A 25,071-nucleotide genomic window follows, 5' to 3' on the forward strand; every position below is an offset into this window, starting at 1 on the left:
ATATTTACTATCACCAGAAATAGTTGAACTGATCTCAATTTATACGAGATCAAGTTTTAATAAGATTTTTTTGAACACACTATTAATAGTGATGGTTAGCGAGAATGATGAAAATGATCTGTAATAAAAATGGATTGTGGGTAGTTTTGTTACTCAATCTTGTTGTGATATTAACAGGATGCCAAAATAAACTGGTTAAAGAGGGAGGACAATATCAAGACGGTAAATTTAACGAGTCTTTGACTTTAACTTATCCGCAATTAAATAATCCTGTTAATATTTCTGATTATGTTGTCCAAATTGAAAAAATTAAACAACACTCGCCTTCTTTATATGAAAAAAATAAAAGTATCTATCAGGCAGTTGATAAATGGATTAATCAAGCATTGGGCTCTCATGAATTTAATAAAATAGGTTTAAACAGTTATGAAATGTCAGGTGGTGATGGCTATGGTAATGTTTTATTGACAGGTTATTATACGCCAGTGATTAAAGCTCGTCATAAACCCGATGCAAAATTTAAATATCCTATTTATAAAATGCCTACAGAAAATAAAGGTAAATTACCAACGCGCGAAAAAATTTATGATGGCGCTTTAAAAGGTAAAAAATTAGAAATAGCTTATACTGATTCATTAATTGATAATTTTATGATGGAAGTACAAGGTAGTGCTTATATCGATTTTGAAGATGGTAAACCGCTGGTATTTTTTGCTTTTGGTGGTAAAAATGGTTACGGATATACAAGTATTGGACGGTTATTGGTTGAACAAGGACAAATCGCAAAAGCCGATATTTCTATTGAATCCATTCGTAACTGGGCGACAAAGCAAAGTGAAAAACGCTTAAAAGAATTATTAATTTTAAATCGTTCGTTTGTTTTCTTCAAACCACAATATAGTAGTGATGTTAAAGGTGCGGCTTCCGTTCCTTTAATTGCAAAAGCAGCGGTTGCTTCTGATAAAGCACTTATTCCAATAGGATCTGTCATATTAGTTGATGTTCCTTTATTAGATGAATTTGGTCGTTATCAAGGTAAGCGAGAAATGCGTCTAATGGTCGCTTTAGATGTAGGCGCAGCAATTAAAGAACATCATTTTGATCTTTATTTAGGTGTCGGTTTAGAAGCAGGTAAACTGGCTGGTTATTATAATCATTATGGACGAGCTTGGTTAATTAAACCTTAACGTTATGCCGTCGACGTTATTCGTTGAACCTGTTAAACTACGCACAAATCCATCATTAAGGATAACGTTTTTAAGGATATGATATGAGATTATGTGACAGAGATATTGAAAACTATATTGAACAAGGAAAATTAAAAATAGTTCCCAAACCGTCAATTAGCTCAATTAATGGTGCAACGGTTGATGTAAGATTGGGCAATAAATTTAGAACGTTTCGAGAACATACAACACCTTATATTGATTTAAGCGGTCCGAAGGAAGAAGTATCCAAAACTCTAGAGCGTGTGATGAGTGAGGAAATTGTTCTTGCAGATGATGAAGCATTTTTTCTTCATCCAGGTGAACTTGCGCTCGCCGTTACTCTTGAATCGGTTACTATCCCCGATAACTTAGTTGGATGGTTAGATGGTCGTTCTTCTTTGGCAAGATTAGGATTGATGGTTCATGTAACAGCTCACCGTATCGATCCCGGTTGGCAAGGACAAATTGTTCTAGAATTTTACAATTCTGGAAAAATCCCGTTAGCATTAAGACCCGGTATGACGATTGGCGCATTAAGTTTTGAAACATTAACGGGTAATGCAGAAAGACCTTATAATCGTCGGCAGGATGCAAAATATCGAGATCAACAAGGTGCGGTTGCTAGTCGCATTCATCGCGATTAATATTTAGATTAACATTTTTTAAGGAAACTATGATGATCAAAAAAATCTTAATTATACTTTTGGTCTTTATCTTCGTATGTGTGGTGGGTATCGTTTCATTAATACTCTTTGTTGATCCGAATAATTTTCGTGGTTTTATTGCAGAAACGGTAAAAGATAAGACAGGTTATAATCTCAATATTGAAGGCGATTTACGTTGGCATGTTTGGCCACAAATTAGCATTTTAACTGACACTATTAGTTTATCTGATCAAGATGCAGAAAAACCGATTCTAACGGCAGATAATATGCGCCTAGATGTTGAGTTATTTCCTTTATTTACCAAACAATTATCGATTAAAAATGTATTAGTTAAATCGGCTGTCATTACAATTACACCTGAAAGTGAAGGTTTAATTGCTAATGATAAAAAACGTAATCTTGCCAACAATCAAGAAAGTAATAAAGATAAGACTGCTAATTCTAAACAAAAATCATCAGGTTGGAGTTTTGCATTAAATAAATTTGAAGTGAATGATAGTACGGTTGTATGGCAGCAAGGTAAAGATGTCATTAATTTTCGTAACCTTGATATGGTGATTAAACAAAATTCTGATAAAAATTTAAAACTTAGCCTAAGTGGTCAAATCAATCGCAATCAAATAGATGTGATTTATAACCTTAACGCTAATGTCGATTTAACGGATTATCCTAAACAAGCTGTTATTAATTTACAAAAATTTGATTATGATTTTAGTCAGTTAGGTATACCATCGGATAATATAAAAGGAAATATGAATGCGACTATTTTTTATCAGCAATCTCCTTTTACGATAAAAACTAACGATCTTAATGTGACTTTTAATGATAATACGATTACGGGATCTTTAGTTTTTAATGGACTAGATAAACCTTATCTAGAAGCAAACCTTCGTTCAGATAAAATTGATATTGCCCCTTTTTTAAATCGTACTAACGCGAATCAAGATAATGTAACAATACAACAAAAAGAAACCTCAGCTAACAATAAAAATTCTAATGGCAATAGTTTAGATTTTTTAAATGCCTTCAATGGTAAATTTTATTTAACCATTAATGAAATAACAGATAATAATCTAATTTTATCGAATATTGTAACGGATATGGCTAATAATGATGGCATTTTAAATATTAACCAATTAAATGCTGATTTTGCCGGAGGTAAATTGGCTTTAAATGGGCATGCTTATGCGAAAGATTCCCAAGTTAAATTATTAGCACAAGTCGATAAGTTGAATTTGAATGAATTATTCCATCAACTCCAAGTGACTAATAATCTTGAAGGTACGTTAAATGTAAATGGTACACTTTCAGGCTCAAATATAAACACAGCGGCGATTTTATCGACATTACAAGGTGATTTATCGATAATGATAAGCGATGCACGTTTAACGAATATTAATATTATTAATATTATTAAAAATGCGATATCACACTATGCGAAAGATGCTGTCACTGCTGAAGAAGAGCAAAAATATACCCAATTTCACGAATTATCAGCGAAAGGGACTCTTAATAAAGGAATATACACTTTTTCAAATCTGAAAGCAGATTCTGAAACGCTTAGCGCGACAGGTGCTGGCGAAATTAATTTATTGGCGAGTAATTTAGATTTAAATTTAGCGATCAATATGCTAAGTGGTTGGAATGGTAAAAGTAAAACCATTGCTAAATTACAACAAATGGTTATTCCACTTCGAATTTATGGGGATTTTTCGAATTTACATTATCAATTGCAAGCAGATCAAATTATTAAAAATTTTCTTAATGATAAATTACAACAAAATCTTGATAAGCTTCGTGATAAATTTCAACAAGGTGAGTCAAAAGATGATTCTAAAAATGAGAGTAAATCGAAATCAAAACAAAAAGGATTAGATTTATTAAATGGCGTGATAAATAAAATTAACCTTGAATAAATAATTAGCCTATCTTAGATAGGCTAATTTATTTTTAAATAAAGATATTTTTAAGCTTTTTATTAAGCTAATTGTGTGAACCACTCATTTAATTTTTGTTTTAACGGCTCTAACCCTATGCGTTTGGGTGATGAAAAAAGCGCAACTGTAATATCACCTTGAAACGGCAAAATGGCTTCTTTCACAATATTAAGTTGTTTTTTTTGTGCACCTGAAGCTAATTTATCGGCTTTGGTGAGTAATAACATAACCGGGATATTAACAGATACTGCCCATGCTATCATCTGTTGATCAAGATCTTTTAATGGATGCCTAATATCCATTAACACGATTAATCCTTTTAGACTTTCTCGTTTTTGTAGATATTCACCTAAAGATTTTTGCCATTTACGTTTAATTTCTTCCGGTACTTGAGCATAACCATAACCCGGCAAATCAACAAGGCGACAATTATCTTCTACTTGAAATAAATTTATTAATTGTGTCCGTCCTGGGGTTTTACTGGTTCTTGCTAGATTTTTTTGATTAGTTAACGTATTTAAGGCGCTTGATTTACCCGCATTAGATCGCCCTGCAAAAGCCACTTCGACACCATTATCAATAGGTAAATGAGTAATATCTGGTGCACTTAATATAAAATGGGTTTTGGCATAATTAAGTGGACGAATGTCAGTCATAATAAGAATTCCTTATGCTGAAACAGCAAGTATTAATTAATATTGCCGCTACTCTATAGAAAAACTTAGCTATTGACAACCGTTTTGGCTGCCTCACTTAATCGCTCCATACCTTCATTTATCTCTTGTTCGGTGATAATCAAAGAGGGAGTAAAACGTAAAACATTCGTACCCGCACTTAAAATCATAACTTTATGGTCGTTAGCAGCCTTTAAAAAATCGTGCGCTTTATCTTGATAACGTGGCTGTAATTTAGCGCCTAATAAAAGACCTTTACCAAGATATTCGTTAAAAACATGATACTTTTGATTAATGGCATCGAGCTTTTTGATAAAAATGGCGCGTTTTTGCTTAACATCGTTGAGAAGTTCAACGGTATTAATAATATCAAACGCGGCGTTGGCAACGGCGCATGCAAGCGGATTACCGCCATAAGTTGTGCCATGTACACCAGTTTCCATTACACATGCTATTTGCTCTGTTGTGAGCATTGCACTGATAGGAAAACCTCCTCCTAGGGCTTTGGCGGATGTTAATATGTCAGGAATCACTTCATATTCTTGATAAGTAAATAAACTACCCGTACGTCCCATACCACATTGCACTTCGTCAAAAATAAGTAAGGCATTATGTTCATCACATAAATGACGTAGCTCTTGTAAAAATTCGACCGTTGCTGAGGTAAGTCCACCTTCTCCTTGAATCGGCTCTAATATTACGGCGCAAGTATGATCATCAATAACAGCTTTAACTGCATCAAGATTATTAAATGGAACATGAATAATATCGGCAGGTTTAGTACCAAAGCCATCAGAATATTTAGCTTGTCCACCAACAGAAACTGTAAAAAAAGTACGTCCATGAAAAGCTTGATAAAACGAGATGATTTTGGTCTTATAGGGACTGAATTTTTTATTAGCATAATAGCGCGCAAGTTTAAGTGCAGCTTCGTTAGCTTCGGCACCAGAATTAGCAAAAAAGACGCGATCTGCAAAAGTATTATTAATCAGTTTTTGCGCTAATATTAAAGCAGGTTCATTGGTATAGACGTTGCTAACATGCCATAATTTTGCACTTTGTAAATGGAGTGCTTCGATAAGTTTTGGATGGCAATGACCTAATGCATTGACTGCAATGCCACCAGCAAAATCAATGTATTCATTATTGTCTTGATCCCAAACACGACTTCCTTTCCCTTCAATCGGAATAAATTGTGCAGGTGCATAAACTGGTAAAATGACTTTTTCATACAAATCACGCGTTATTTTCGGTTTCATATTGATATCCTTAACGAGGATTTAGGTAATGTATTACGATCATTTTATCTTATAAAATATGGCTGTAAATATTTATTCAATTAAAATGAATTTTAATTCATTTTTGAAATGTATAGAATAGCTTAAATTACTTATTATAATTGTTAAATTATTCGATATTATGGAATAAATTTTTTTTTGTAATGAGATATTTTAGTTATCACTAAAAAGCAATTTCCTTTTTTTTAAAGTGAGATTTCGAGTATAATTATTACTTCAACATAAAGGTTGTAATAAGGAAAAACTATGACCCGTTTAATTTACTGTCATCATCTTAAAAAAGAAGCTGAAGGGCAAGATTTTCAACTATATCCGGGAGAAATAGGTAAGCGCATTTTTAATGAAATTTCGAAAGAAGCATGGCAGGAATGGCTGAAAAAGCAAACCATGCTTATTAATGAAAATAAATTTAATATGATAAATCCAGAGCATCGTAAAAAAATTGAAAGTGAAATGGTAAAATTTCTTTTTGAAGGTGAAGAGATCATTATTGATGGTTATCAACCCATGAAATGAGTTACACCATGAAAATTTACCAAAAATATATATTAATTGCGATAATAGTATCGTTATTAGCAGGATGTAGTAGTAATAAATCTTCAAATGAGCAAGAGGAATTTTATTATAAAGATACCAATGCATTTAATATTCTTATTAATCAATATGCAAATAATATTGAGCAAATATGGGGCTCAAATGAAATACTTATTGCTGGCCCAAAAGATTATGTACAATATGAAAATAATTTAGAAACTCGAGTTCATATTAATTTTGTTTCAGGGACAATAACAGTCGAAACGCTATCAGATAATCCCACCGAAAACCTAAAAGAAGCGATTGTATCGACATTACTTATGAACGAACCAGATGATATTATTCGTCATAACAATATTAGATTTAGACAAAATATCGAGCCTTTTTTATATAATCAAGTTTTAGATCAAAATAAAAAACCTATCCGTTTAGAACAACAAGCAGCTGATTTTGCTGATTATTTGCTTATTGCAGGATTAAAAACGCGAGTTTCCACTGATCATGAAATTAATTATATCGTGATTAAACTTGTACCTAACCATATTGACCAACGGGCTCATAAATTTATGCCACATGTTGTTGCTGCATCTAACCGTTATAAGATTGAAGAACGGTTAATTTTAGCTATTATGGAAGTTGAATCAGCTTATAATCCTTATGCAGTAAGCCGTAGCGATGCACTTGGATTAATGCAAGTGCAACAACACACCGCCGGACGAGATATTTTTAAAACGCGAGGAAAAGACAGCGAGCCAAGTCGTAAGTATCTATTAGATCCAAAAAATAATATTGATATGGGAACGGCTTATTTGTCGTTAATAAAAAATAAATATTTGGCAGGAATTAAAAATTCAACGTCATTACGTTATGCAATGATAACTTCTTATAATGGTGGCGCAGGGAGTGTACTTCGTACTTTTTCAGAAGATCGCGTAAAAGCTGTTGATATTATTAATCGCATGTCACCAGATCAAGTTTATCGAAAATTAGTGACTTCGCACGTCTCACAAGAATCAAGAAATTATTTGATTAAAGTAAACCGTATTCTTGAAAAAAAATAATAATTATTTTTTAAGATTTCCATTTTTTTGGAAAGAATGGAAATCTTTTTTAGTCTGAAATATCACCTAAATATCTTAAAAATCACTATCGGAAAAGCATTTTTTAACTTTCATTACAGAATTTTACTGTTTTTTTAAAGAAAAAAATGATGCGCAGATCAAAATTTTTAGTATACTGTTCACAGAATAAACCCTATTTTTTATAAGGATGTTAGTTTGAGTACTGATAATAATACAGTTGAATCTTTTTCGCCTGCACAAATGACAAAAATTGCTGAAAATATCAGTATTTACAAAGTGAGTAAACATCCCTTATCGACCATCCTCTCAGCTATTCTTGCCGGTATATTTATTTCAATCGCATTTGTTTTCTATATTACTGCAACAACGGGCACAGGAGCTGTGGCTTATGGTCTTGCTAAATTTGTTGGCGGCATTTGTTTTTCATTAGGGTTAATGTTAGTTGTTTGTTGTGGAGCGGATCTATTTACATCCACTATTTTGACAATTTTGCCTAAAGTGACCTATAAAATTACGTGGACAAAAATGTTAAGAAATTGGTTATTAGTTTATTTTGGTAATTTTGTCGGGGCAATTATATTTGTCACTATAATCTGGTTTTCAGGCCAATATATGGTGGCTAATGGTCAATGGGGATTAAATATATTACAAACCGCAGATCACAAAATTCACCATTCTTTTATTGAAGCCGTATTTTTAGGATTACTCGCAAATCTTATGGTTTGTCTAGCTGTATGGATGAGTTATTCAGGACGCAGTTTACTTGATAAGATGCTGATTATGATCTTACCCGTTGCAATGTTTGTGGCAAGCGGTTTTGAACATAGTATAGCTAATATGTTTATGATTCCTATGGGTATTGTGATTAATCATTTTGCACCGTCTGAATTTTGGCTTGCAATCAACATACCAGCAGAAACCTTTAAAGGATTAACGGTTGAACACTTTTTTGTTAAAAATTTAATTCCAGTAACAATTGGAAATATATTAGGCGGTTTGATGGTCGCACTGCCATATTGGGCTTTATATTTACGTAAACCCCATCACTAAGATTAATTAATTTGTATATTAAAAAATGAATGATGTAATGCTTTAATAATGATAAGTCTGAGGTGACTACTATGAGTAATTTACAAGAACAAAATTCAAAAGCCTGGGAAGGTTTTACACAAGGCGATTGGCAAAATAACGTTAATGTACGTGATTTTATCCAAAAAAATTACACGCCTTATGAGGGTGATGAATCTTTTTTAGCCGGAGCAACTGACGCAACTACCCAATTATGGGATAAAGTTATGGAAGGTGTTAAAATCGAAAATGCAACTCATGCACCTTTAGATTTTGATACAAGTGTTATTTCTAATATCACAGCTCATGATGCAGGTTATATCAATAAAGATCTTGAAAAAATCGTTGGTTTACAAACCGAAAAACCATTAAAACGTGCGATTATGCCGTTTGGTGGTATCAAAATGATCGAAAATTCATGTAAAGCATACAATCGTGAACTTGATCCGTTAGTTAAAAAAATCTTTACTGAATATCGTAAAACTCATAACCAAGGTGTTTTTGATATTTATACACCTGATATTCTACGTTGTCGTAAATCAGGAATTATTACCGGTTTACCTGATGCTTATGGACGTGGTCGTATTATTGGTGACTACCGTCGTGTTGCCCTTTACGGTATCGATTTCCTAATGCAAGATAAATTTGCACAATTTACTTCATTACAAGAAGATTTTGAAAATGGTGTAGATTTAGTCATGACAATGCAACGTCGTGAAGAAATTGCAGAACAACATCGTGCACTTGGTCAAATTAAAGAAATGGCAGCGAAATATGGTTATGATATTTCAAAACCTGCGACCACAGCTCAAGAAGCAGTACAATGGACTTATTTTGGTTATTTAGCAGCGGTTAAGTCACAAAATGGCGCAGCTATGTCATTAGGCCGTACTTCAACTTTCTTTGATATTTATTTTGAACGAGATCTAAAAGCAGGTTTAATTACTGAACAAGAAGCGCAAGAAATCGTTGACCATTTTGTTATGAAATTACGTATGGTTCGTTTTTTACGTACTCCTGAATATGATGAATTATTCTCAGGCGATCCAATTTGGGCAACTGAATCAATCGCTGGTATGGGTATCGATGGACGTACTTTAGTTTCTAAAACCAGTTTCCGTTTTTTAAATACTCTTTACACAATGGGACCTTCGCCTGAACCAAATATGACAATTCTTTGGTCAGAACAATTACCACAAGGTTTTAAAAACTTTGCATCAAAAGTGTCAATTGATACTTCATCTTTACAATATGAAAATGATGACTTAATGCGTCCAGATTTTCATAATGACGATTATGCGATTGCGTGTTGTGTAAGCCCGATGATTGTTGGTAAACAAATGCAATTCTTTGGAGCTCGTGCTAACCTTGCTAAAACATTACTTTATGCAATCAATGGTGGTATTGACGAAAAATCTAAAGCACAAGTTGGTCCAAAAATGGCTCCAATTACAGATGAATATTTAGATTTTGATACTGTTTTTGAACGTTTAGATAAATTTATGGACTGGCTTGCAAAACAATATGTTACTGCATTAAATGCTATTCACTATATGCACGATAAATATAGCTATGAAGCTTCTTTAATGGCACTTCATGATCGCGATATTATTCGTACTATGGCGTGCGGTATTGCTGGTTTATCAGTTGCAGCTGACTCATTATCAGCAATCAAATTCGCGAAAGTAAAACCAATTCGTGATGAAAATGGTATTGCGACAGATTTCGAAATTGAAGGCGAATATCCACAATTTGGTAACAATGATCCACGCGTCGATGATATTGCAGTTGATCTTGTTGAACGTTTTATGAAGAAAATTCAAAAACTACCAATGTATCGTAATGCAAAACCAACCCAATCAGTGTTAACTATTACCTCTAATGTTGTATATGGTAAGAAAACAGGTAATACTCCTGATGGACGCCGTTCTGGAGCGCCATTTGGACCTGGTGCTAACCCAATGCATGGTCGTGATCAAAAAGGTGCTGTGGCATCATTAACTTCTGTTGCTAAATTACCGTTTGCTTATGCGAAAGATGGTATTTCTTATACCTTCTCTATCGTTCCTAATGCACTAGGTAAAGATGATGATGCACGCAAACGTAATCTTGCTGGTTTAATGGATGGTTATTTCCACCATGAAGCAACCGTTGAAGGCGGTCAACATTTAAATGTTAACGTCTTAAACCGTGAAACTTTACTTGATGCGATGGATCACCCTGAAAAATATCCACAATTAACTATTCGTGTTTCTGGTTATGCGGTACGTTTTAACTCATTAACGCAAGAACAACAAAAAGACGTAATTAATCGTACATTTACCCAAAAAATTTAACGATTAATTGATCTTCTTTTAAAGGCTCCAACAGGAGCCTTTATTTTCTTTGGTAAAAACCAAAATTCAGAAATCAAAAATTTTTAATAATTAGATATTTTTACTATACAAAATTATTTTTATGCTAAATTCTCACGTTATTATTACTATATGATTTATTAAAATAAGCAATGTGTCAGCAAAAGGGTTTCTATGGATAACTGCATTATTTCTACTCATCAGCCTATAAAAGGGCATATTCACTCTTTCGAATCATTCGGTACTGTCGATGGACCAGGGATCCGTTTTATTGTTTTTTTTCAAGGTTGTTTAATGCGCTGTTTATATTGCCATAATCGTGATACCTGGGATCTAAAAGCTGGACGAGATGTTACAGTCAATGAGCTAATGAATGAAATTATTTCTTACAAAAATTTTATTATGCCAAATGGTGGTGGTGTAACAGCCTCGGGTGGTGAAGCGATTTTACAAGCGCCTTTTATAACAGAATGGTTTAAAGCTTGTCATAAAGAAGGTATACATACTTGTTTAGATACGAATGGTTATGCCAGAAATATTGATAAATCAATCGAAGATTTATTAGATGTTACCGATTTAGTTATGTTAGATCTTAAACAACTTAATGATGATATTCATCAAAAATTAGTGGGTGTTTCTAATAAACGTGTGCTTGAGTTTGCTAAATATTTGCACAAAATAAATAAACGAACTTGGATCCGTTATGTTATTGTACCGGGTTGGTCAGACGATGACGATTCAGCCCATCGTTTAGGGCAATTTATTCAAGGGATGAATAATATTGAGAAAGTCGAATTATTACCGTATCACAAATTAGGTGCTTATAAGTGGGAAACATTAGGTGATAAATATCAATTAGATGGGGTAGAGCCACCTCCACAAGAAACGCTTGATAAAATACAAACAATCCTAGAAAGTTATGGACATCAAGTAACATTTAGTAAATAAAATTTAAAACAATGAATCGATTAAATGAAGCACTCGTTTAGCTCGTGCTTCATTGCTTTTATTTAAGATGTTTTTTACGTTTAATGGATTTAAATACAAAAATACTGCCTTCAATAATTAACATTAAAACTGAAATCCAAATAAATAAGTAAGAAATGAGATTATTTCCTTGAATTGGTTCATGTAAAATGAAAACTGATATGAAGGTTAATAATACTGGCTCGACATAGCTTAATAATCCAAATAAGCCAAAGGGTAATAATTGTCTTGCTATAAAGTAAATCGCAAATGCAATGGCGGTAATAATGCCCAGCATTGGTATATATATATGGAAACGTGTAAATTCATCCATAATGTGCGATAAGTCATAAGTGATTAAGAAATATGTTGCACAACCTATCGAAATAAAAAAGAAATCTGAAAAGGTTCCGGCAATTCCTTCAATTTTTAATTTTCTCCTTAAAATAAAGTACATAGGGTAGCCTAAAGCAATAATGATAGTTTCAATGGAAAACTCTCCATTTAGATAAAATTCTAAAAATACCCCAATTGCAGCAAATAACACGGCAATTTTTTGTAATAACTTTAATTTTTCTTTATAAAATAATTTTCCGCAAAGTACCATAACAAGAGGTAATAAAAAATAACCTAATGATGCAGCAAGGCTGTTGCCGGTGACAGGAGCCCAAACAAAAATAAACATTTGGATAGCTAATAATAAGGAAGAGCAGATTAATCCGAGTAAAAAAAAGGGTTTTTCTTTGATACGCTTAAATAGATCAAGGATAGGTGATAATTGTTTACTAATCAGAATTAAGATAAAAATAGCTACAAAAGAAACTAAAATACGCCAGCAAAATATATCTATTGGAGATAAAGCTTTTAATAAAACAGGATAGTAATAAACTAAACCAAAAAGACATGATGCTGTGATTGATAATACAACACCTTTAATCATTCTTTCCTACCTTAATAAATTTAAAGACATTGGATAAATTTAAATAATTATGAAACGGCTAGCATTTAAATTATGGCTCATGTAAGTCACTAATTTATAAACACTTAACTGGAAATCTTTTCTTAGATTTCCAGTTTTATTATTTATATAGATTAGATATAAAAAGGTTAACCGATATATTCTAATCCATTCATATAAGGAACTAAAACAGTTGGTACTTGAATACGTCCATCAGCGAGTTGGTAATTTTCAAGAATCGCAACTAATGTTCGACCTACAGCCAAACCGGATCCGTTTAATGTATGAACTAAATAGGTTTTATTATCTTCTTTATTTCGATAACGCGATTGCATACGGCGTGCCTGAAAATCCCACATGTTCGAACAAGATGATATTTCTCGATAGGTATTTTGTGCAGGCACCCAAACTTCTAAATCATAGGTTTTACATGAGCCAAATCCCATATCACCTGTACATAAAATAATTTTGCGATAAGGAAGTTCTAAAAGTTGTAATACTTTTTCAGCATGGCCGGTTAATTCTTCTAATGCTTGCATAGAATCTTCTGGTTTAACAATTTGAACGAGTTCAACTTTATCAAATTGATGCATGCGGATTAAACCACGTGTATCTTTACCATAAGATCCAGCTTCAGAACGAAAACAAGGTGTATGAGCCGTCATTTTTAATGGTAGTTGATTTTCATCAATAATTACATCTCTAACAAGGTTAGTTACTGGTACTTCCGCTGTCGGAATAAGTGCATAATTACTTGAATCAGCTTCTTCATCTAAAGGTCTTGTATGAAATAGGTCACCTGCGAATTTAGGTAATTGGCCTGTTCCATATAAAGTGGCATGGTTAACTAAGTAAGGAACATATATTTCCTCATAACCATGTTGTTCAGTATGTAAATCTAACATAAATTGTGTCAGTGCTCGATGCAAACGGGCAATTTGAGTTTTCATGACAACAAATCGAGCACCTGTTAATTTAACACCAGCGGCAAAATCTAAGCCACCAAGTTTTTCACCTAATGCAACATGATCAACAACAGGAAAATCAAATTGTTTCGGTGTACCCCAGCGCAGGATTTCGACATTATCGTTTTCATCTTTACCATCGGGCACCCCATCGTCTGGCATATTTGGAATAGTAAGGGTGATATTTTTAATTTGTGTTAATATTTCATCTAATTCTGTTTTGGCTTTGTTTAATTTATCACTCAGTTTATTGACTTCTTCTCGGACAGCCGTTATGTCTTCGCCCCTAGCTTTAGCTTGCCCAATTGCTTTAGAACGAGCATTACGTTCCGCTTGTAAAGTTTCGGTTTCAATTTGCAATATTTTACGTTTTTCTTCGAGTCTTTTAATGGTATCAACATCTAATTGGAAACCACGGCGAGCAAGTTTTTTAGTGACAAAATCAAGTTCATTGCGAAGTAAATTTGGGTCTAACATAAAAAATCCATCTGTAATAAAAACACATTAAACTATTTTATATTATTTTTTTTATATATGGTAATTATAAACACTTGTTGAGATTAAAAAGTTGATAAAAATAAAAAAATAATTGTAAAAAAATAATAGAAAGATTATAAAATAAAAGTAAAATTATATTAGATGTTAAAATAAAGTTATTTAAGATAAACGCTAATCTTAAAACATATGTATTATACAATTAAGAGTGTAAGAAAATAGAAAATAGATACAGAAGGAGGTTAAAATGATTGATATTAATCAGATAATCTATTATAATTTTTTACAGGGCTACAGGGCTACAGGGCTACAGGGCTACAGGGCTACAGGGCTACAGGGCTACAGGGCTACAGGGCTACAAAATAATAAGAAATTAGTTCAAATCTTAATTAAGATAATCGAATTAATTCAGCTAATAAAAAATTATATTATAAATAACGCATTTAAGTTTATTAATAAGATAAAAAGAAAAGTAATAATAAAGCAATTAATTAACTTTACTTTGATCACTAATAGTCTTTTATTTTGTATTAATGTCTGTGCGCAAATGCAACCTCTTAGTGCAACAAGTCAAGGAGAAATCCAAGGACAAATCCCTTATCTAGTTTCAAAAGATGGCATAACAAAAATTAATGATTTTACCTCATTTATGGGGTTAACACTTCCTGATGGTCGAATTATTGATTCTAATTATGCAGATTCGATAAAAGCCATTAATGGGATGAAGTTTTCGGATGTTAAAGCGATAGTATTAACTAACGCATCTAATTATAATTTTGCAGATGCAAGTGGCACAGTAGTTGCTGATGCAGATGGTGATGCAGAAATAACGTCTAATACCCGTATTTTAGGGACAATTAAAGCGACATGGTATAATGGTGATAATATTATTAGTGGGGATGGTCTTAATCAAGAATTAAATGAATGTAATGGACCTTATAAACTTGTATTAGAATTTAATGATATACAAGCGAAAACTCAGTATGGTTTTCCAAATCAACAAAATTATCCCAATACGACTCAAAGTTATATTTTTGTTCCTTATTATCAACATCTTTGTTATATCCGTCCGCTTGATATGACGATTTATGATCAAAAACCTGCAGGCAGTTTAAAATATGCTATAGGTTATAATGCCGATACGTGGGTTGCCGGCAAAATTAATTATCAACAAGCTGATTATGGAGTAATATATGGTACCCAAACTGGTGGGGGCTTTAAACCTAATGTTGGCTTTCCAACGACTGGATTTCCAGGAGCTGTTTTTAGTTTGATTGGTGCTGGAAATGATCAGCGTTTTTATAAATGTAGTACATCAAGTCAAGATGTCGATCTTTCGGGGAATGGAACTAAAGATATCGGCAAAAATTGTATGATTACCTTTAAGTCATCGTTAACGAAAAAACCAACTAATCAGATTATTATCAATTTTGAATATAGTTATAATGGTAAGGACAATTATAAGCAAATCGATTCTTATATTATTAAAGCAAATCAAATAAAAAAATGGGCTTTGCCTCAATCAAAAAGAATGCGTTATGGAAATAATATTAAAATATCTGATTCAGATAGTTTTCCTGTATTAGATTTATGTCGAACTGTTATTGATGGACAAGCGGTGCCACCAACTACTCAACAGCAAGCTTTAGATCTTACAGACAATGATCCTAAAAGAGGTAAATTATGGCGGCAGAAATATTTATATCGTCGTAATGAAATAACAAATAGCCCTTATAATCAAGAACCCGAGCATGCATCTCAACCACAGATATATAGTTTTTTTTCGCGTGATCTTGATGGAACTTTTGCAGGAGAATGGGGATCAGTTTATTTTTACCCTAAATCAGGTTGGCATACATATGGTGTTTATTGGACTGCAGAAACCTGGTCAGATAAAAATCAGTTTGTCGTCGGTTCTGATGGTGCGATAGGTTATACGTATGATTATGATAGCCCCGTAACCCCTGTTTGTCGTGGAGAATAATGAGGGGTATTTGCACTATTTTCTAGGTATTATTTTATATTTAAGCTACAATAATAGACTTAACTTATAATTGATGCAGAGAGTGCCAATTATTTTTTAGCACAAATTTTTGCTAACCGTTTTATGAGTTATTTTGTTATAGAAAGTTTAATAATTAAAAGAGTCAAAATAGTTAAACGATAGCAATCGCATTTTAATCAAATTAATTCTGGGAAAAGTTTTTATTATGTTAAAAAAAGTTCGCGGCTTATTTTCAAATGATCTTTCTATTGATCTAGGAACTGCTAATACGCTTATTTATGTTAAAGGACAAGGAATTGTTCTTAATGAACCATCTGTTGTTGCTATCCGCCAAGATCGTTCTGGTACGCCTAGAAGTGTAGCAGCCGTTGGGCATGCGGCTAAACAAATGCTAGGTAGGACGCCTGGTAATATTGCTGCAATTCGCCCTATGAAAGATGGCGTTATTGCTGATTTTTCGGTTACTGAAAAAATGTTGCAATATTTTATTCGTCAAGTACATAGTAATAGCTTTTTAAGACCAAGTCCCCGGGTGCTTGTTTGTGTGCCTGTTGGTGCAACGCAAGTTGAACGTCGTGCTATTCGTGAGTCTGCTTTAAGTGCTGGTGCTCGTGAAGTTTATTTAATCGAAGAGCCAATGGCTGCGGCAATTGGCGCTGATTTACCGGTATCAGAACCAAATGGCTCAATGGTGGTTGATATTGGCGGTGGAACAACAGAAGTTGCTGTGATTTCTCTTAATGGAGTTGTTTATTCTGCATCGGCGCGAATTGGTGGCGACCGGTTTGATGAAGCGATAATCAACTATGTCAGACGTAATTATGGCGCATTGATTGGTGAGGCGACAGCTGAACGTATCAAACATGCTATCGGCAGTGCTTATCCTGGCGATGAAGTACTTGAAATAGAAGTGCGTGGTCGTAACCTTGCCGAAGGGGTACCTCGTAGTTTTACGCTTAATTCAAATGAAATTCTTGAAGCTTTACAAGAACCTCTTAGTGGTATTGTTAGCGCGGTCAAAGTTGCTTTAGAACAATGCCCACCAGAACTTGCATCAGATATTTCTGAGCATGGTATGGTATTAACCGGTGGTGGTGCCTTATTACGTAATATTGATAAGTTACTTTCTGCCGAAACCGGTATTCACGTAGTTATTGCTGAAGATCCATTAACATGTGTTGCTCGAGGTGGTGGAAAAGCCTTAGACATGGTTGACATGCATGGCGGTGATCTTTTTAGTGAAGAATAAAGGATTAGCCTGTCAAATTCTTCGAAATTAAAGTAATCAAATTAATTTGAAAAATTTTCCCGTTATTATTGTTTTTATTAAAAATCATTAACGGGATAATTCTATAGATTACAAGAATAAACAGGCGAGCTATATAAGCAATGAAATTACTTTTTTCTAATCGTTCCTCGTTAAATATTAAATTACTTTTATCGTTAATATTGGCGATAATCTTAATTTTACTCGATATTAATTATCGACCATTCAAACAAGTTCGTTATTATTTAGATACAGTTATATCGCCGTTATATCACTTTGCTAATTTACCAAAACGTTCTTTCGAAGAATTGCTCGAAATGTCTAAATCTCATCAAGAATTGATTAAAGAGAATAAGGAATTACGTAATAGTTTACTTAATAAAACAAACGATATATTAAAACTTGAATATCTACAGCATGATAATGAACATTTACGTGTTCTATTGGATTCACCATTAAGACACGATGAACACAAAATGGCCGCTCAAGTTATTTTATCTGATAGCGATCCTTATGTTTATCAGATTGTTATTGATAAAGGGACTAGAAACGACGTTTATGTGGGGCAGCCTATTGTAGATGATAAAGGAGTCGTTGGACAGATTTATGAAACTGCCTATGCCACGAGCCGAGCGATTTTAGTTTGCGATTATCAACACGCTCTGCCTGTTAGAGTAATTCGTAATGATATAGCAATGGTTGCAGTAGGTAATGGTTGTAGTAATGATCTTATATTGGATTTTTTGCCGAATAATGTTGATATTAAAGTTGGTGATGTTTTAGTGACATCTGGACTTGATGGGCGTTTTCCTGAAGGCTATCCAGTTGCAATAGTTAGTTCAGTTAAGTTAGATACCAATGATTCAAGACCTATTATTTCGGCAACACCGACTGCCGATTTAAAACGATTACGCTATTTATTATTATTATGGAACAAAAATGTCGAAAATGGAGAAAAACATAATGATTCGTAATCACGTATTTGTTATTTGGATCACTCTGTTTATGGGTTTATGTATCCAAATTATTCCTTGGGCAGCTGAATATAATTTTCTTAAACCACATTGGTTACTTTTAATATTAGCTTATTGGTTAATTGCTTTACCACATCGTGTTAATATTGGGACAGCTTTTATTATTGGCGCAATTATTGATTTATGTACAGGTACAGTACTTGGTGTACATGCATTTATTTATGCTGTTATTGCTTACATATTAGTCTTTAATTTTCAATTGATCAGAAATTTAGCATTATGGCAACAGTCTATCATTATTTTGCTCATATCGATTTTTTATAATTTTCTATTATTTATATTTGAAATGAGTATTTATCATGTTATTGATATATCCCCTATGATTTTTTTATCCAATTGTGTTGACGGCATTTTATGGTCGATCATGTATTTATTTTTACGACAAATCAGAAGACACTTTGCAGTTAGATAATAAGGAATATTATGTCTGTTGAATTATTGATGAATGTCACTCCGTCAGAAACACGCGTCGCTTACATTGAAGATGGTGTTTTGCAAGAAATTCATGTTGATCGTGAATCACGGCGGGGTATTGTAGGTAATATCTATAAAGGCAAAGTCATTCGTATTTTACCTGGAATGCAAGCTGCATTTGTAGATATAGGTCTTGATAAAGCAGCATTTTTACATGCTTCTGATATTATGCCTCATACTGAATGTGTTTCAGATAGTGAGCAAATTAAATTCCAAGTTAAAGATATTTCAGAGCTGGTTAGGCAAGGTCAAGATTTGATGGTACAAGTTGTGAAAGATCCCATGGGTACAAAAGGGGCAAGATTAACTACCGATATTACTTTACCATCGCGTTATCTTGTTTTTATGCCTGGTCCTAACTCTGCTCATGTTGCAACTTCTCAACGTATTGAAAGTGAAGAAGAACGAGAACGTTTAAAATCTATTGTTGAAAAATATGTTTCTCAAGATGGTGGATTTATTGTTCGAACAGCTGCTGAAGGAGCAATTGCGCATGAATTAGAACAAGATGCCAATTTTTTAAAACGCTTATGGACGAAAATCCAAGAGCGTATGTCAAGACCATTGACTAAGCATCTTGTCTACGGTGAACTTGCTTTATCTCAGCGTGTATTACGTGATTTTGTTGGTGATCCAATTGAGCGTATCTTAGTCGACTCTAAATTGACTTATAATTTATTGCTTGAATTCACGCAAGAATTTATGCCAGAAGTCACAAATAAATTATTTCATTATCAAGGTAATTTACCGATTTTTGATCTCTATGATACTGAAAATGAAATCCAACGTTCATTAGAGCGAAAAGTTAAATTAAAATCCGGTGGTTATTTAATTATCGATCAGACAGAAGCCATGACAACGATTGATATTAATACGGGCGCTTTTGTTGGTCATCGTAATTTAGAAGAAACGATATTTAATACTAATATTGAAGCCACTAATGCTATAGCTAGGCAATTAAGATTACGTAATCTTGGCGGCATTATTATTATTGATTTTATTGATATGCAAGAAGAACTCCACCAAGAAAGAGTATTACAATCATTACAAGATGTCCTAACTAAAGATCGTGCAAGAACAACAGTTAATACTTTTTCGCAATTAGGTTTAGTTGAAATGACACGTAAACGAACACGAGAAAGTATTGGTCATATTTTATGCGAAGAATGTCCAACGTGTCATGGTCGTGGTATGGTTAAATCGGTCGAGACAGTCTGTAATGAAATACTGCGTGAAATTGTTCGAATTAATAAAGCGCATAGACCAGAATACTTTTTGGTGTATGCCTCTTCCGCTGTTGCAAATGCACTAAGTAATGATGAATCGCATGCACTTGCCGAAGTAGAAGTTTTTATTGGTAAACGTGTTGAAGTGAAAACTGAACCACTTTATATTCAAGAACAATATGACGTTGTGTTAATGTAATATTACTAGGGTTATGCATCAATTTAAGTTGATTTTATTATAATAAATTATCTTTAATAAGGTAAAAACGTTAAAACTTAATAAAATTCATAAATGTAAGATATTTACAAAGGACGTTGATCTTAACTTAATAGAAGCATACGATTAAACAATGCTTTATATAAAAATATTGTTTTACAAAAACAGCATCTAATTTTCGATATTATAACTATTTATAAAAATTGTATTATGATGCAAATAATAGCTCAATAGGAAATTAAGGATTCTATGATATTAACTGATGTATACGACCGTTTACTTCATGCAAATAATTTAAGTAAACAAGATATTAATCATCTATTAGATATCTTAAGCACAAGAAAGATAGATTTTGGTGATATCTATTTTTTATCTGGATATTATGAAAGCTGGGCACTTGAAGACAAGATTATTAAAAATGCTTCTTTTCATCGTGATCAAGGAGTGGGCATTCGTGCTATAGCGGGCGAAAAAACTGGATTTGCTTATACCGATCAATTAACTATACAGCGTTTAACTCAAAGCGCATTAGCGGCAAATTCTATTACTAACGCTAAAGAAGCTTTGGTAATAACACCGTTAAAACAACAACAATCTATTTCGATTTATCAATCAATTAATCCTATTAACCAATTCAGCCAAGAGCAAAAAATTATTTTGCTAAAGCAAGTTGATAAGTTAGCACGTTCATTAAATCCTTCTGTAACTGAAGTTTCGGCAAGTTTAACGGGTAGTTATGAAGATATCTTAATTGCCGCTACCGATGGCACTTATGCAGCAGATATTAGACCATTAGTTCGCCTTTCTATTTCAGTGCTTATCGAAAAAGAGGGAAAACGTGAGAGAGGAAGTAGTGGGGGTGGTGGCCGATTTGGATACGATTATTTTTTATCTATTAATCCGCAAACAGGCTTAACTTATGCCGATAGCTATGTACATGAAGCGGTAAGATCTGCTCTGATTGCAATTAGTGCGAAAGCTGCACCAGCAGGAACGATGCCTGTAGTATTAGGGGCTGGTTGGCCTGGTGTATTGTTACATGAAGCGGTTGGACATGGTTTAGAAGGTGATTTCAATCGTAAAAATACCTCTGTTTTTGCGGGTAAAATGGGTGAACAAGTCACCTCTGAGCTTTGCACGATTATTGATGAAGGATGTATATCAAAGCGCCGAGGATCGTTATCTATTGATGATGAAGGTACACCGACACAAAAAACAGTCCTTATTGAAAATGGTATCTTAAAAGGATATTTATTTGATAAACATAATGCTTCATTAATGAATCAACGTTCAACAGGTAATGGGCGTCGTGAAGGTTATGCTTCGTTACCTATGCCACGAATGACAAATACTTATATGTTAGCCGGTCAATCATCTTTTGATGATATTATTAACAGTGTAGATTATGGATTGTATGCCCCTAATTTTGCCGGTGGGCAAGTTGATATTACCTCTGGTAAATTTGTTTTTTCGACATCCGAAGCATATCTTATTGAAAAAGGTAAAATCAAGGCGCCTGTAAAAGGGGCAACTTTAATTGGATCGGGAATTGAAACAATGCAACAGATTTCAATGGTTGGTAATGATCTCGCACTAGATTCAGGTATTGGGGTATGCGGTAAAGCAGGGCAAAGTGTGCCTGTCGGTGTCGGGCAGCCTACCGTTAAAGTTGATCAATTAACAGTGGGTGGGACTGTTTAAATTAATGGTCATTGTATTGATATAAATTATTATTAGTAATATCTACAATGATAATTGAATGCAGTAATAAATTATTATAACTATAGTTAAACATACTATATAATCTTTATAATTTAATTTATTAAAAACTTAAATGATGAAGTTTATTTTTGTATAAATGTTATTAGAAGATAACAGTTTATTTAAATGAAATTTTTAGCAGAAGATAAAAATTACTTAATATAATTAATAATTATCTAACATGATTTTTTAATCATCAGAAAGATAAAATTTATTGTTTATTAATGATTTATCTTCAATTAATTAGAGAATGAAATAATGGATACCATTGTTAATTTATATCATGCCTTAATAAATATGAATCTTGATGCATTATCAGATCCAAAAATTCTATGGATATTATATGGCATGTTATTCACCATTTTACTCCTTGAATGTGGCTTTTTACCGGCTGCATTTTTACCTGGTGATAGCTTATTATTTTTAACTGGAATACTTATTAGTACAGGCGTGTTTCATTTTGGTCTTATTAATATCATATTAATTGCTGGCGCGGCATTTGGTACATGGCTTGGATATATTCAAGGTCGTTGGCTTGGTAATACTAAAATTGTCCAAAATTGGATGTCGCATCTTCCCGAAAAATATCATACTCGCGCAGAGACTTTATTTCATAAATATGGATTATTTGCTTTATTTATTGGTCGTTTTATTGCTTTTGTTCGTACTGCGATGCCGATCATGGCAGGGCTCTCAGGCTTAAAAAGTAAATATTTTCATATTTATAATTGGCTAAGTGCCACTTTATGGATCTTTTTGATTGTAACTTTAGGTTATTTATTTGGCCAATCTTCATTATTTTCAGCCTATAAAGAACAATTCATGATGATATTTACACTAATTCCAATCGTTTTAATCGGCATGGGTATCATTATATCGGTTTGGGTTGTTGTGCATCGTAAGTTACAAAACAAAAAACAAACCTCTAAATAGAATAAAAATAGGTACCTAAATTATTGTTTGTAGTGATTTAATCATTATTTTTCGTTGAAAAATGGCGTCTTAAGGCGCTAATTTTTAAAGATTAATGCTCTTGATTTGGTTTAAAAAGTTTTAATAATGTATTGATAGTGAGATAAAAATAGGAATCATCTTGCAATCCTTTGGCAGAAATATAAGCACCTTGCAAGCTGGAAATTATAAGTGTTACTCCCTCTAAGGGAGCCATCATATTTGAAATACTGCCTTCAGAAATGCCGATTTTGATAAGATTTTCTAATATATGCTTCATTGCTTCAAATCCGCGGGTCACCTCAAAGGCTAATTCTGCGTTTTCCATAATTGCTCTATCTCGAGCCATTTGACCAACGAGACACCCTCTATTTATATTACGAGTTTTTAATAAGAGTTCTGAAAGTTTTTCAAACGCATTTTTATCGGTATTTAATATTAAATCATTACTATTGATTAACTGCTCCACATTATATTTTATTGCTGACAAAGCGAGATCTTCTTTACCAGTAAAATAATGATAAAGGCTTCCTTGACCGACATCGGCTCGAGTTAATATATCTTTAGGGCTTGTGCTGGCTAATCCTTTTTCTAAAAGAAGTTCTGCCATCGCTTTGATTAGTTTTTCTTTGGAGTCTTGATTTTTTTTCATATTCGCCATAAAACAGCATAAAACCAATAGGAAGTATGCTGTTGTTGAATTAATGCGTTATTTAATCTGTAAAATGGTATCCACTAAACGGTTTGAAAAACCCCATTCATTGTCATACCAACTAACAACTTTAAGTAATTTACCATCAATAACTTTTGTGAGTTTTGAATCAAAAATAGAGGATGCTGGATTTTGTATAATATCAGAAGAAACAATCTCATCTTCTGTATAAGTAAGAATACCATCTAGATTTTTCGAATTAATGGCTGATTTAATAGTATCATTTACTAACTCTGCTGTCACTTCTTTCTCTAGATTTAGTGTCAAGTCTATCAATGATCCGGTTATAACGGGTACACGTATTGAACCACCATCAAGTTTTCCTTTCAGTTCTGGGATCACAATACCGATTGATTGAGCCGCACCCGTTGTCGTTGGTACAACATTTTGAGCTGCACTACGTGCCCGTCTCATATCACGGTGTGGTGCATCTTGTAGATTTTGATCCTGTGTATAGGCATGAATAGTGGTCATAAAACCAGATTTGATGCCAAAATTGTCATTTAATACTTTAACTAAAGGAGCTAGACAGTTAGTTGTACAAGATGCATTTGAAATAATATGATGTTGATCCTTATTATACCAATCGTTATTTACGCCTTGAACCATCGTTAAATCAACATTTGTTGCTGGTGCAGTAATAAGAACTTTTTTAGCACCTGCTTTAAGATGTGCTTGTGCTTTTTTTCCATCATTAAATACGCCAGTTGATTCAAGGACGACATCGATTTGGTGTTTAGCCCAAGGAAGATTTTCAGGATTGCGTTCTTGATATACTACAATCTCTTGACCATCAATGATTAAGCGATCTTTTTCTACTTTGACACTTTTGGTAAAACGTCCAAAAGCCGTATCATATTTTAAAAGATGTGCTAATTGTTCAATTGAACCTAAATCATTGATTGCAACAACTTTGATATCATGTGAAGTCTCATGTAAAGCTCTCATAAAACTACGTCCAATACGGCCAAAACCATTAATAGCTACATTTGTCATTATTATCTCCGTTTATAATTACATTGTTGAAAAAACCTACTAGTAGGTATAGTACTATAAAAATTTTACCTTTGCATTAAATAATAATGAATAGGTAAATAATTTTATAGCCGTGCAAATATAGATTTTTATTAAAAAATAAAAATTATTTTGTTTATATAAAAAATACAACTTCACTATTGACTGCATACTAGTTGGTATGTATTAATAAAAAGGTTTCAAAC

General features: G+C 33.1%; 21 protein-coding genes. 15 read left to right on the plus strand and 6 right to left on the minus strand.

The window, feature by feature from the left end:
• Positions 1 to 104 precede the first annotated feature (104 nt).
• From mltA to asmA, 3 genes are all read left to right on the plus strand, one after another.
• Positions 105 to 1,187 carry a murein transglycosylase A gene (mltA, locus tag ACSYSW_RS03445; protein WP_491704686.1) on the plus strand — a complete coding sequence of 361 codons (1,083 nt, stop codon included), beginning with the start codon at positions 105 to 107 and terminating at the stop codon, positions 1,185 to 1,187.
• 83 nt (positions 1,188 to 1,270) lie between these two features.
• The gene (gene dcd, locus ACSYSW_RS03450; RefSeq protein WP_491704685.1) at positions 1,271 to 1,852 is read left to right on the plus strand and encodes a dCTP deaminase; all 582 of its coding nucleotides are present in this window, start codon (positions 1,271 to 1,273) and stop codon (positions 1,850 to 1,852) included.
• A 32-nt stretch (positions 1,853 to 1,884) separates the two neighbouring features.
• Positions 1,885 to 3,789, plus strand: coding sequence for an outer membrane assembly protein AsmA (asmA, locus tag ACSYSW_RS03455; protein WP_491704684.1), 1,905 nt, complete (start codon positions 1,885 to 1,887; stop codon positions 3,787 to 3,789).
• A gap of 62 nt (positions 3,790 to 3,851) precedes the next feature.
• Here the strand turns inward: asmA and yihA are convergent, their stop codons facing one another.
• Positions 3,852 to 4,466: a ribosome biogenesis GTP-binding protein YihA/YsxC gene (gene yihA, locus ACSYSW_RS03460; protein ID WP_491704683.1), complete on the minus strand. Its 615-nt coding sequence runs from the start codon at positions 4,464 to 4,466 to the stop codon at positions 3,852 to 3,854.
• Between the two features lie 65 nt (positions 4,467 to 4,531).
• Entirely contained in the window at positions 4,532 to 5,743 is a 1,212-nt protein-coding gene (locus ACSYSW_RS03465; RefSeq protein ID WP_491704682.1) for an aspartate aminotransferase family protein, read from the minus strand.
• A 285-nt stretch (positions 5,744 to 6,028) separates the two neighbouring features.
• Between ACSYSW_RS03465 and ACSYSW_RS03470 the strand changes: the two genes are divergently transcribed.
• The 5 genes from ACSYSW_RS03470 (at position 6,029) to pflA (ending at position 11,768) form a co-directional block, all read left to right on the plus strand.
• Complete coding sequence (locus ACSYSW_RS03470) at positions 6,029 to 6,298, plus strand: oxidative damage protection protein (RefSeq protein ID WP_491704681.1); 270 nt, start codon at positions 6,029 to 6,031, stop codon at positions 6,296 to 6,298.
• Between the two features lie 8 nt (positions 6,299 to 6,306).
• Complete coding sequence (gene mltC, locus ACSYSW_RS03475) at positions 6,307 to 7,377, plus strand: membrane-bound lytic murein transglycosylase MltC (protein ID WP_491704680.1); 1,071 nt, start codon at positions 6,307 to 6,309, stop codon at positions 7,375 to 7,377.
• A 261-nt stretch (positions 7,378 to 7,638) separates the two neighbouring features.
• Positions 7,639 to 8,448, plus strand: coding sequence for a formate transporter FocA (gene focA / locus ACSYSW_RS03480; RefSeq protein ID WP_491706322.1), 810 nt, complete (start codon positions 7,639 to 7,641; stop codon positions 8,446 to 8,448).
• A 71-nt stretch (positions 8,449 to 8,519) separates the two neighbouring features.
• The gene (gene pflB / locus ACSYSW_RS03485) at positions 8,520 to 10,802 is read left to right on the plus strand and encodes a formate C-acetyltransferase (RefSeq protein ID WP_491704678.1); all 2,283 of its coding nucleotides are present in this window, start codon (positions 8,520 to 8,522) and stop codon (positions 10,800 to 10,802) included.
• A gap of 192 nt (positions 10,803 to 10,994) precedes the next feature.
• Positions 10,995 to 11,768: a pyruvate formate lyase 1-activating protein gene (gene pflA / locus ACSYSW_RS03490; protein WP_491704677.1), complete on the plus strand. Its 774-nt coding sequence runs from the start codon at positions 10,995 to 10,997 to the stop codon at positions 11,766 to 11,768.
• Positions 11,769 to 11,826: 58 nt separating this feature from the next.
• Here pflA and rarD read toward each other — a convergent pair whose 3' ends face one another.
• Both rarD and serS read right to left on the minus strand, forming a co-directional pair.
• Positions 11,827 to 12,726, minus strand: a complete 900-nt coding sequence (rarD, locus tag ACSYSW_RS03495) for an EamA family transporter RarD (protein ID WP_491704676.1) — start codon at positions 12,724 to 12,726, stop codon at positions 11,827 to 11,829.
• Positions 12,727 to 12,893: 167 nt separating this feature from the next.
• Positions 12,894 to 14,186, minus strand: coding sequence for a serine--tRNA ligase (serS, locus tag ACSYSW_RS03500; protein WP_491704675.1), 1,293 nt, complete (start codon positions 14,184 to 14,186; stop codon positions 12,894 to 12,896).
• 565 nt (positions 14,187 to 14,751) lie between these two features.
• Between serS and ACSYSW_RS03505 the strand changes: the two genes are divergently transcribed.
• The 7 genes from ACSYSW_RS03505 (at position 14,752) to ACSYSW_RS03535 (ending at position 23,121) form a co-directional block, all read left to right on the plus strand.
• Positions 14,752 to 16,188 carry a hypothetical protein gene (locus ACSYSW_RS03505; protein WP_491704674.1) on the plus strand — a complete coding sequence of 479 codons (1,437 nt, stop codon included), beginning with the start codon at positions 14,752 to 14,754 and terminating at the stop codon, positions 16,186 to 16,188.
• Between the two features lie 226 nt (positions 16,189 to 16,414).
• Positions 16,415 to 17,458 (plus strand): rod shape-determining protein, encoded by a 1,044-nt coding sequence (locus tag ACSYSW_RS03510; RefSeq protein WP_491704673.1) that lies wholly within the window; start codon positions 16,415 to 16,417, stop codon positions 17,456 to 17,458.
• A gap of 140 nt (positions 17,459 to 17,598) precedes the next feature.
• Positions 17,599 to 18,450 (plus strand): rod shape-determining protein MreC, encoded by an 852-nt coding sequence (mreC, locus tag ACSYSW_RS03515; protein ID WP_491704672.1) that lies wholly within the window; start codon positions 17,599 to 17,601, stop codon positions 18,448 to 18,450.
• Complete coding sequence (mreD, locus tag ACSYSW_RS03520; RefSeq protein ID WP_491706295.1) at positions 18,440 to 18,922, plus strand: rod shape-determining protein MreD; 483 nt, start codon at positions 18,440 to 18,442, stop codon at positions 18,920 to 18,922. The genes mreC and mreD overlap by 11 nt, the downstream gene beginning before the upstream one ends.
• An 11-nt stretch (positions 18,923 to 18,933) precedes the next feature.
• Positions 18,934 to 20,409, plus strand: coding sequence for a ribonuclease G (gene rng / locus ACSYSW_RS03525; RefSeq protein WP_491704670.1), 1,476 nt, complete (start codon positions 18,934 to 18,936; stop codon positions 20,407 to 20,409).
• A 267-nt stretch (positions 20,410 to 20,676) separates the two neighbouring features.
• A complete protein-coding gene (gene tldD / locus ACSYSW_RS03530; protein WP_491704669.1) occupies positions 20,677 to 22,128 on the plus strand; it encodes a metalloprotease TldD in 1,452 nt (483 codons plus the stop codon).
• A gap of 318 nt (positions 22,129 to 22,446) precedes the next feature.
• A complete protein-coding gene (locus ACSYSW_RS03535) occupies positions 22,447 to 23,121 on the plus strand; it encodes a DedA family protein (RefSeq protein WP_491704668.1) in 675 nt (224 codons plus the stop codon).
• Positions 23,122 to 23,212: 91 nt separating this feature from the next.
• On the opposite strand, the gene ACSYSW_RS03540 is transcribed toward ACSYSW_RS03535, so the two are convergent.
• Both ACSYSW_RS03540 and gap read right to left on the minus strand, forming a co-directional pair.
• On the minus strand, positions 23,213 to 23,791 hold the full coding sequence (locus ACSYSW_RS03540; RefSeq protein ID WP_491704667.1) for a TetR/AcrR family transcriptional regulator: 579 nt from the start codon (positions 23,789 to 23,791) through the stop codon (positions 23,213 to 23,215).
• A 57-nt stretch (positions 23,792 to 23,848) separates the two neighbouring features.
• On the minus strand, positions 23,849 to 24,850 hold the full coding sequence (gap, locus tag ACSYSW_RS03545; protein WP_491706103.1) for a type I glyceraldehyde-3-phosphate dehydrogenase: 1,002 nt from the start codon (positions 24,848 to 24,850) through the stop codon (positions 23,849 to 23,851).
• Between the last annotated feature and the right edge of the window lie 221 nt (positions 24,851 to 25,071).

Source organism: Gilliamella sp. ESL1225, assembly GCF_058502635.1.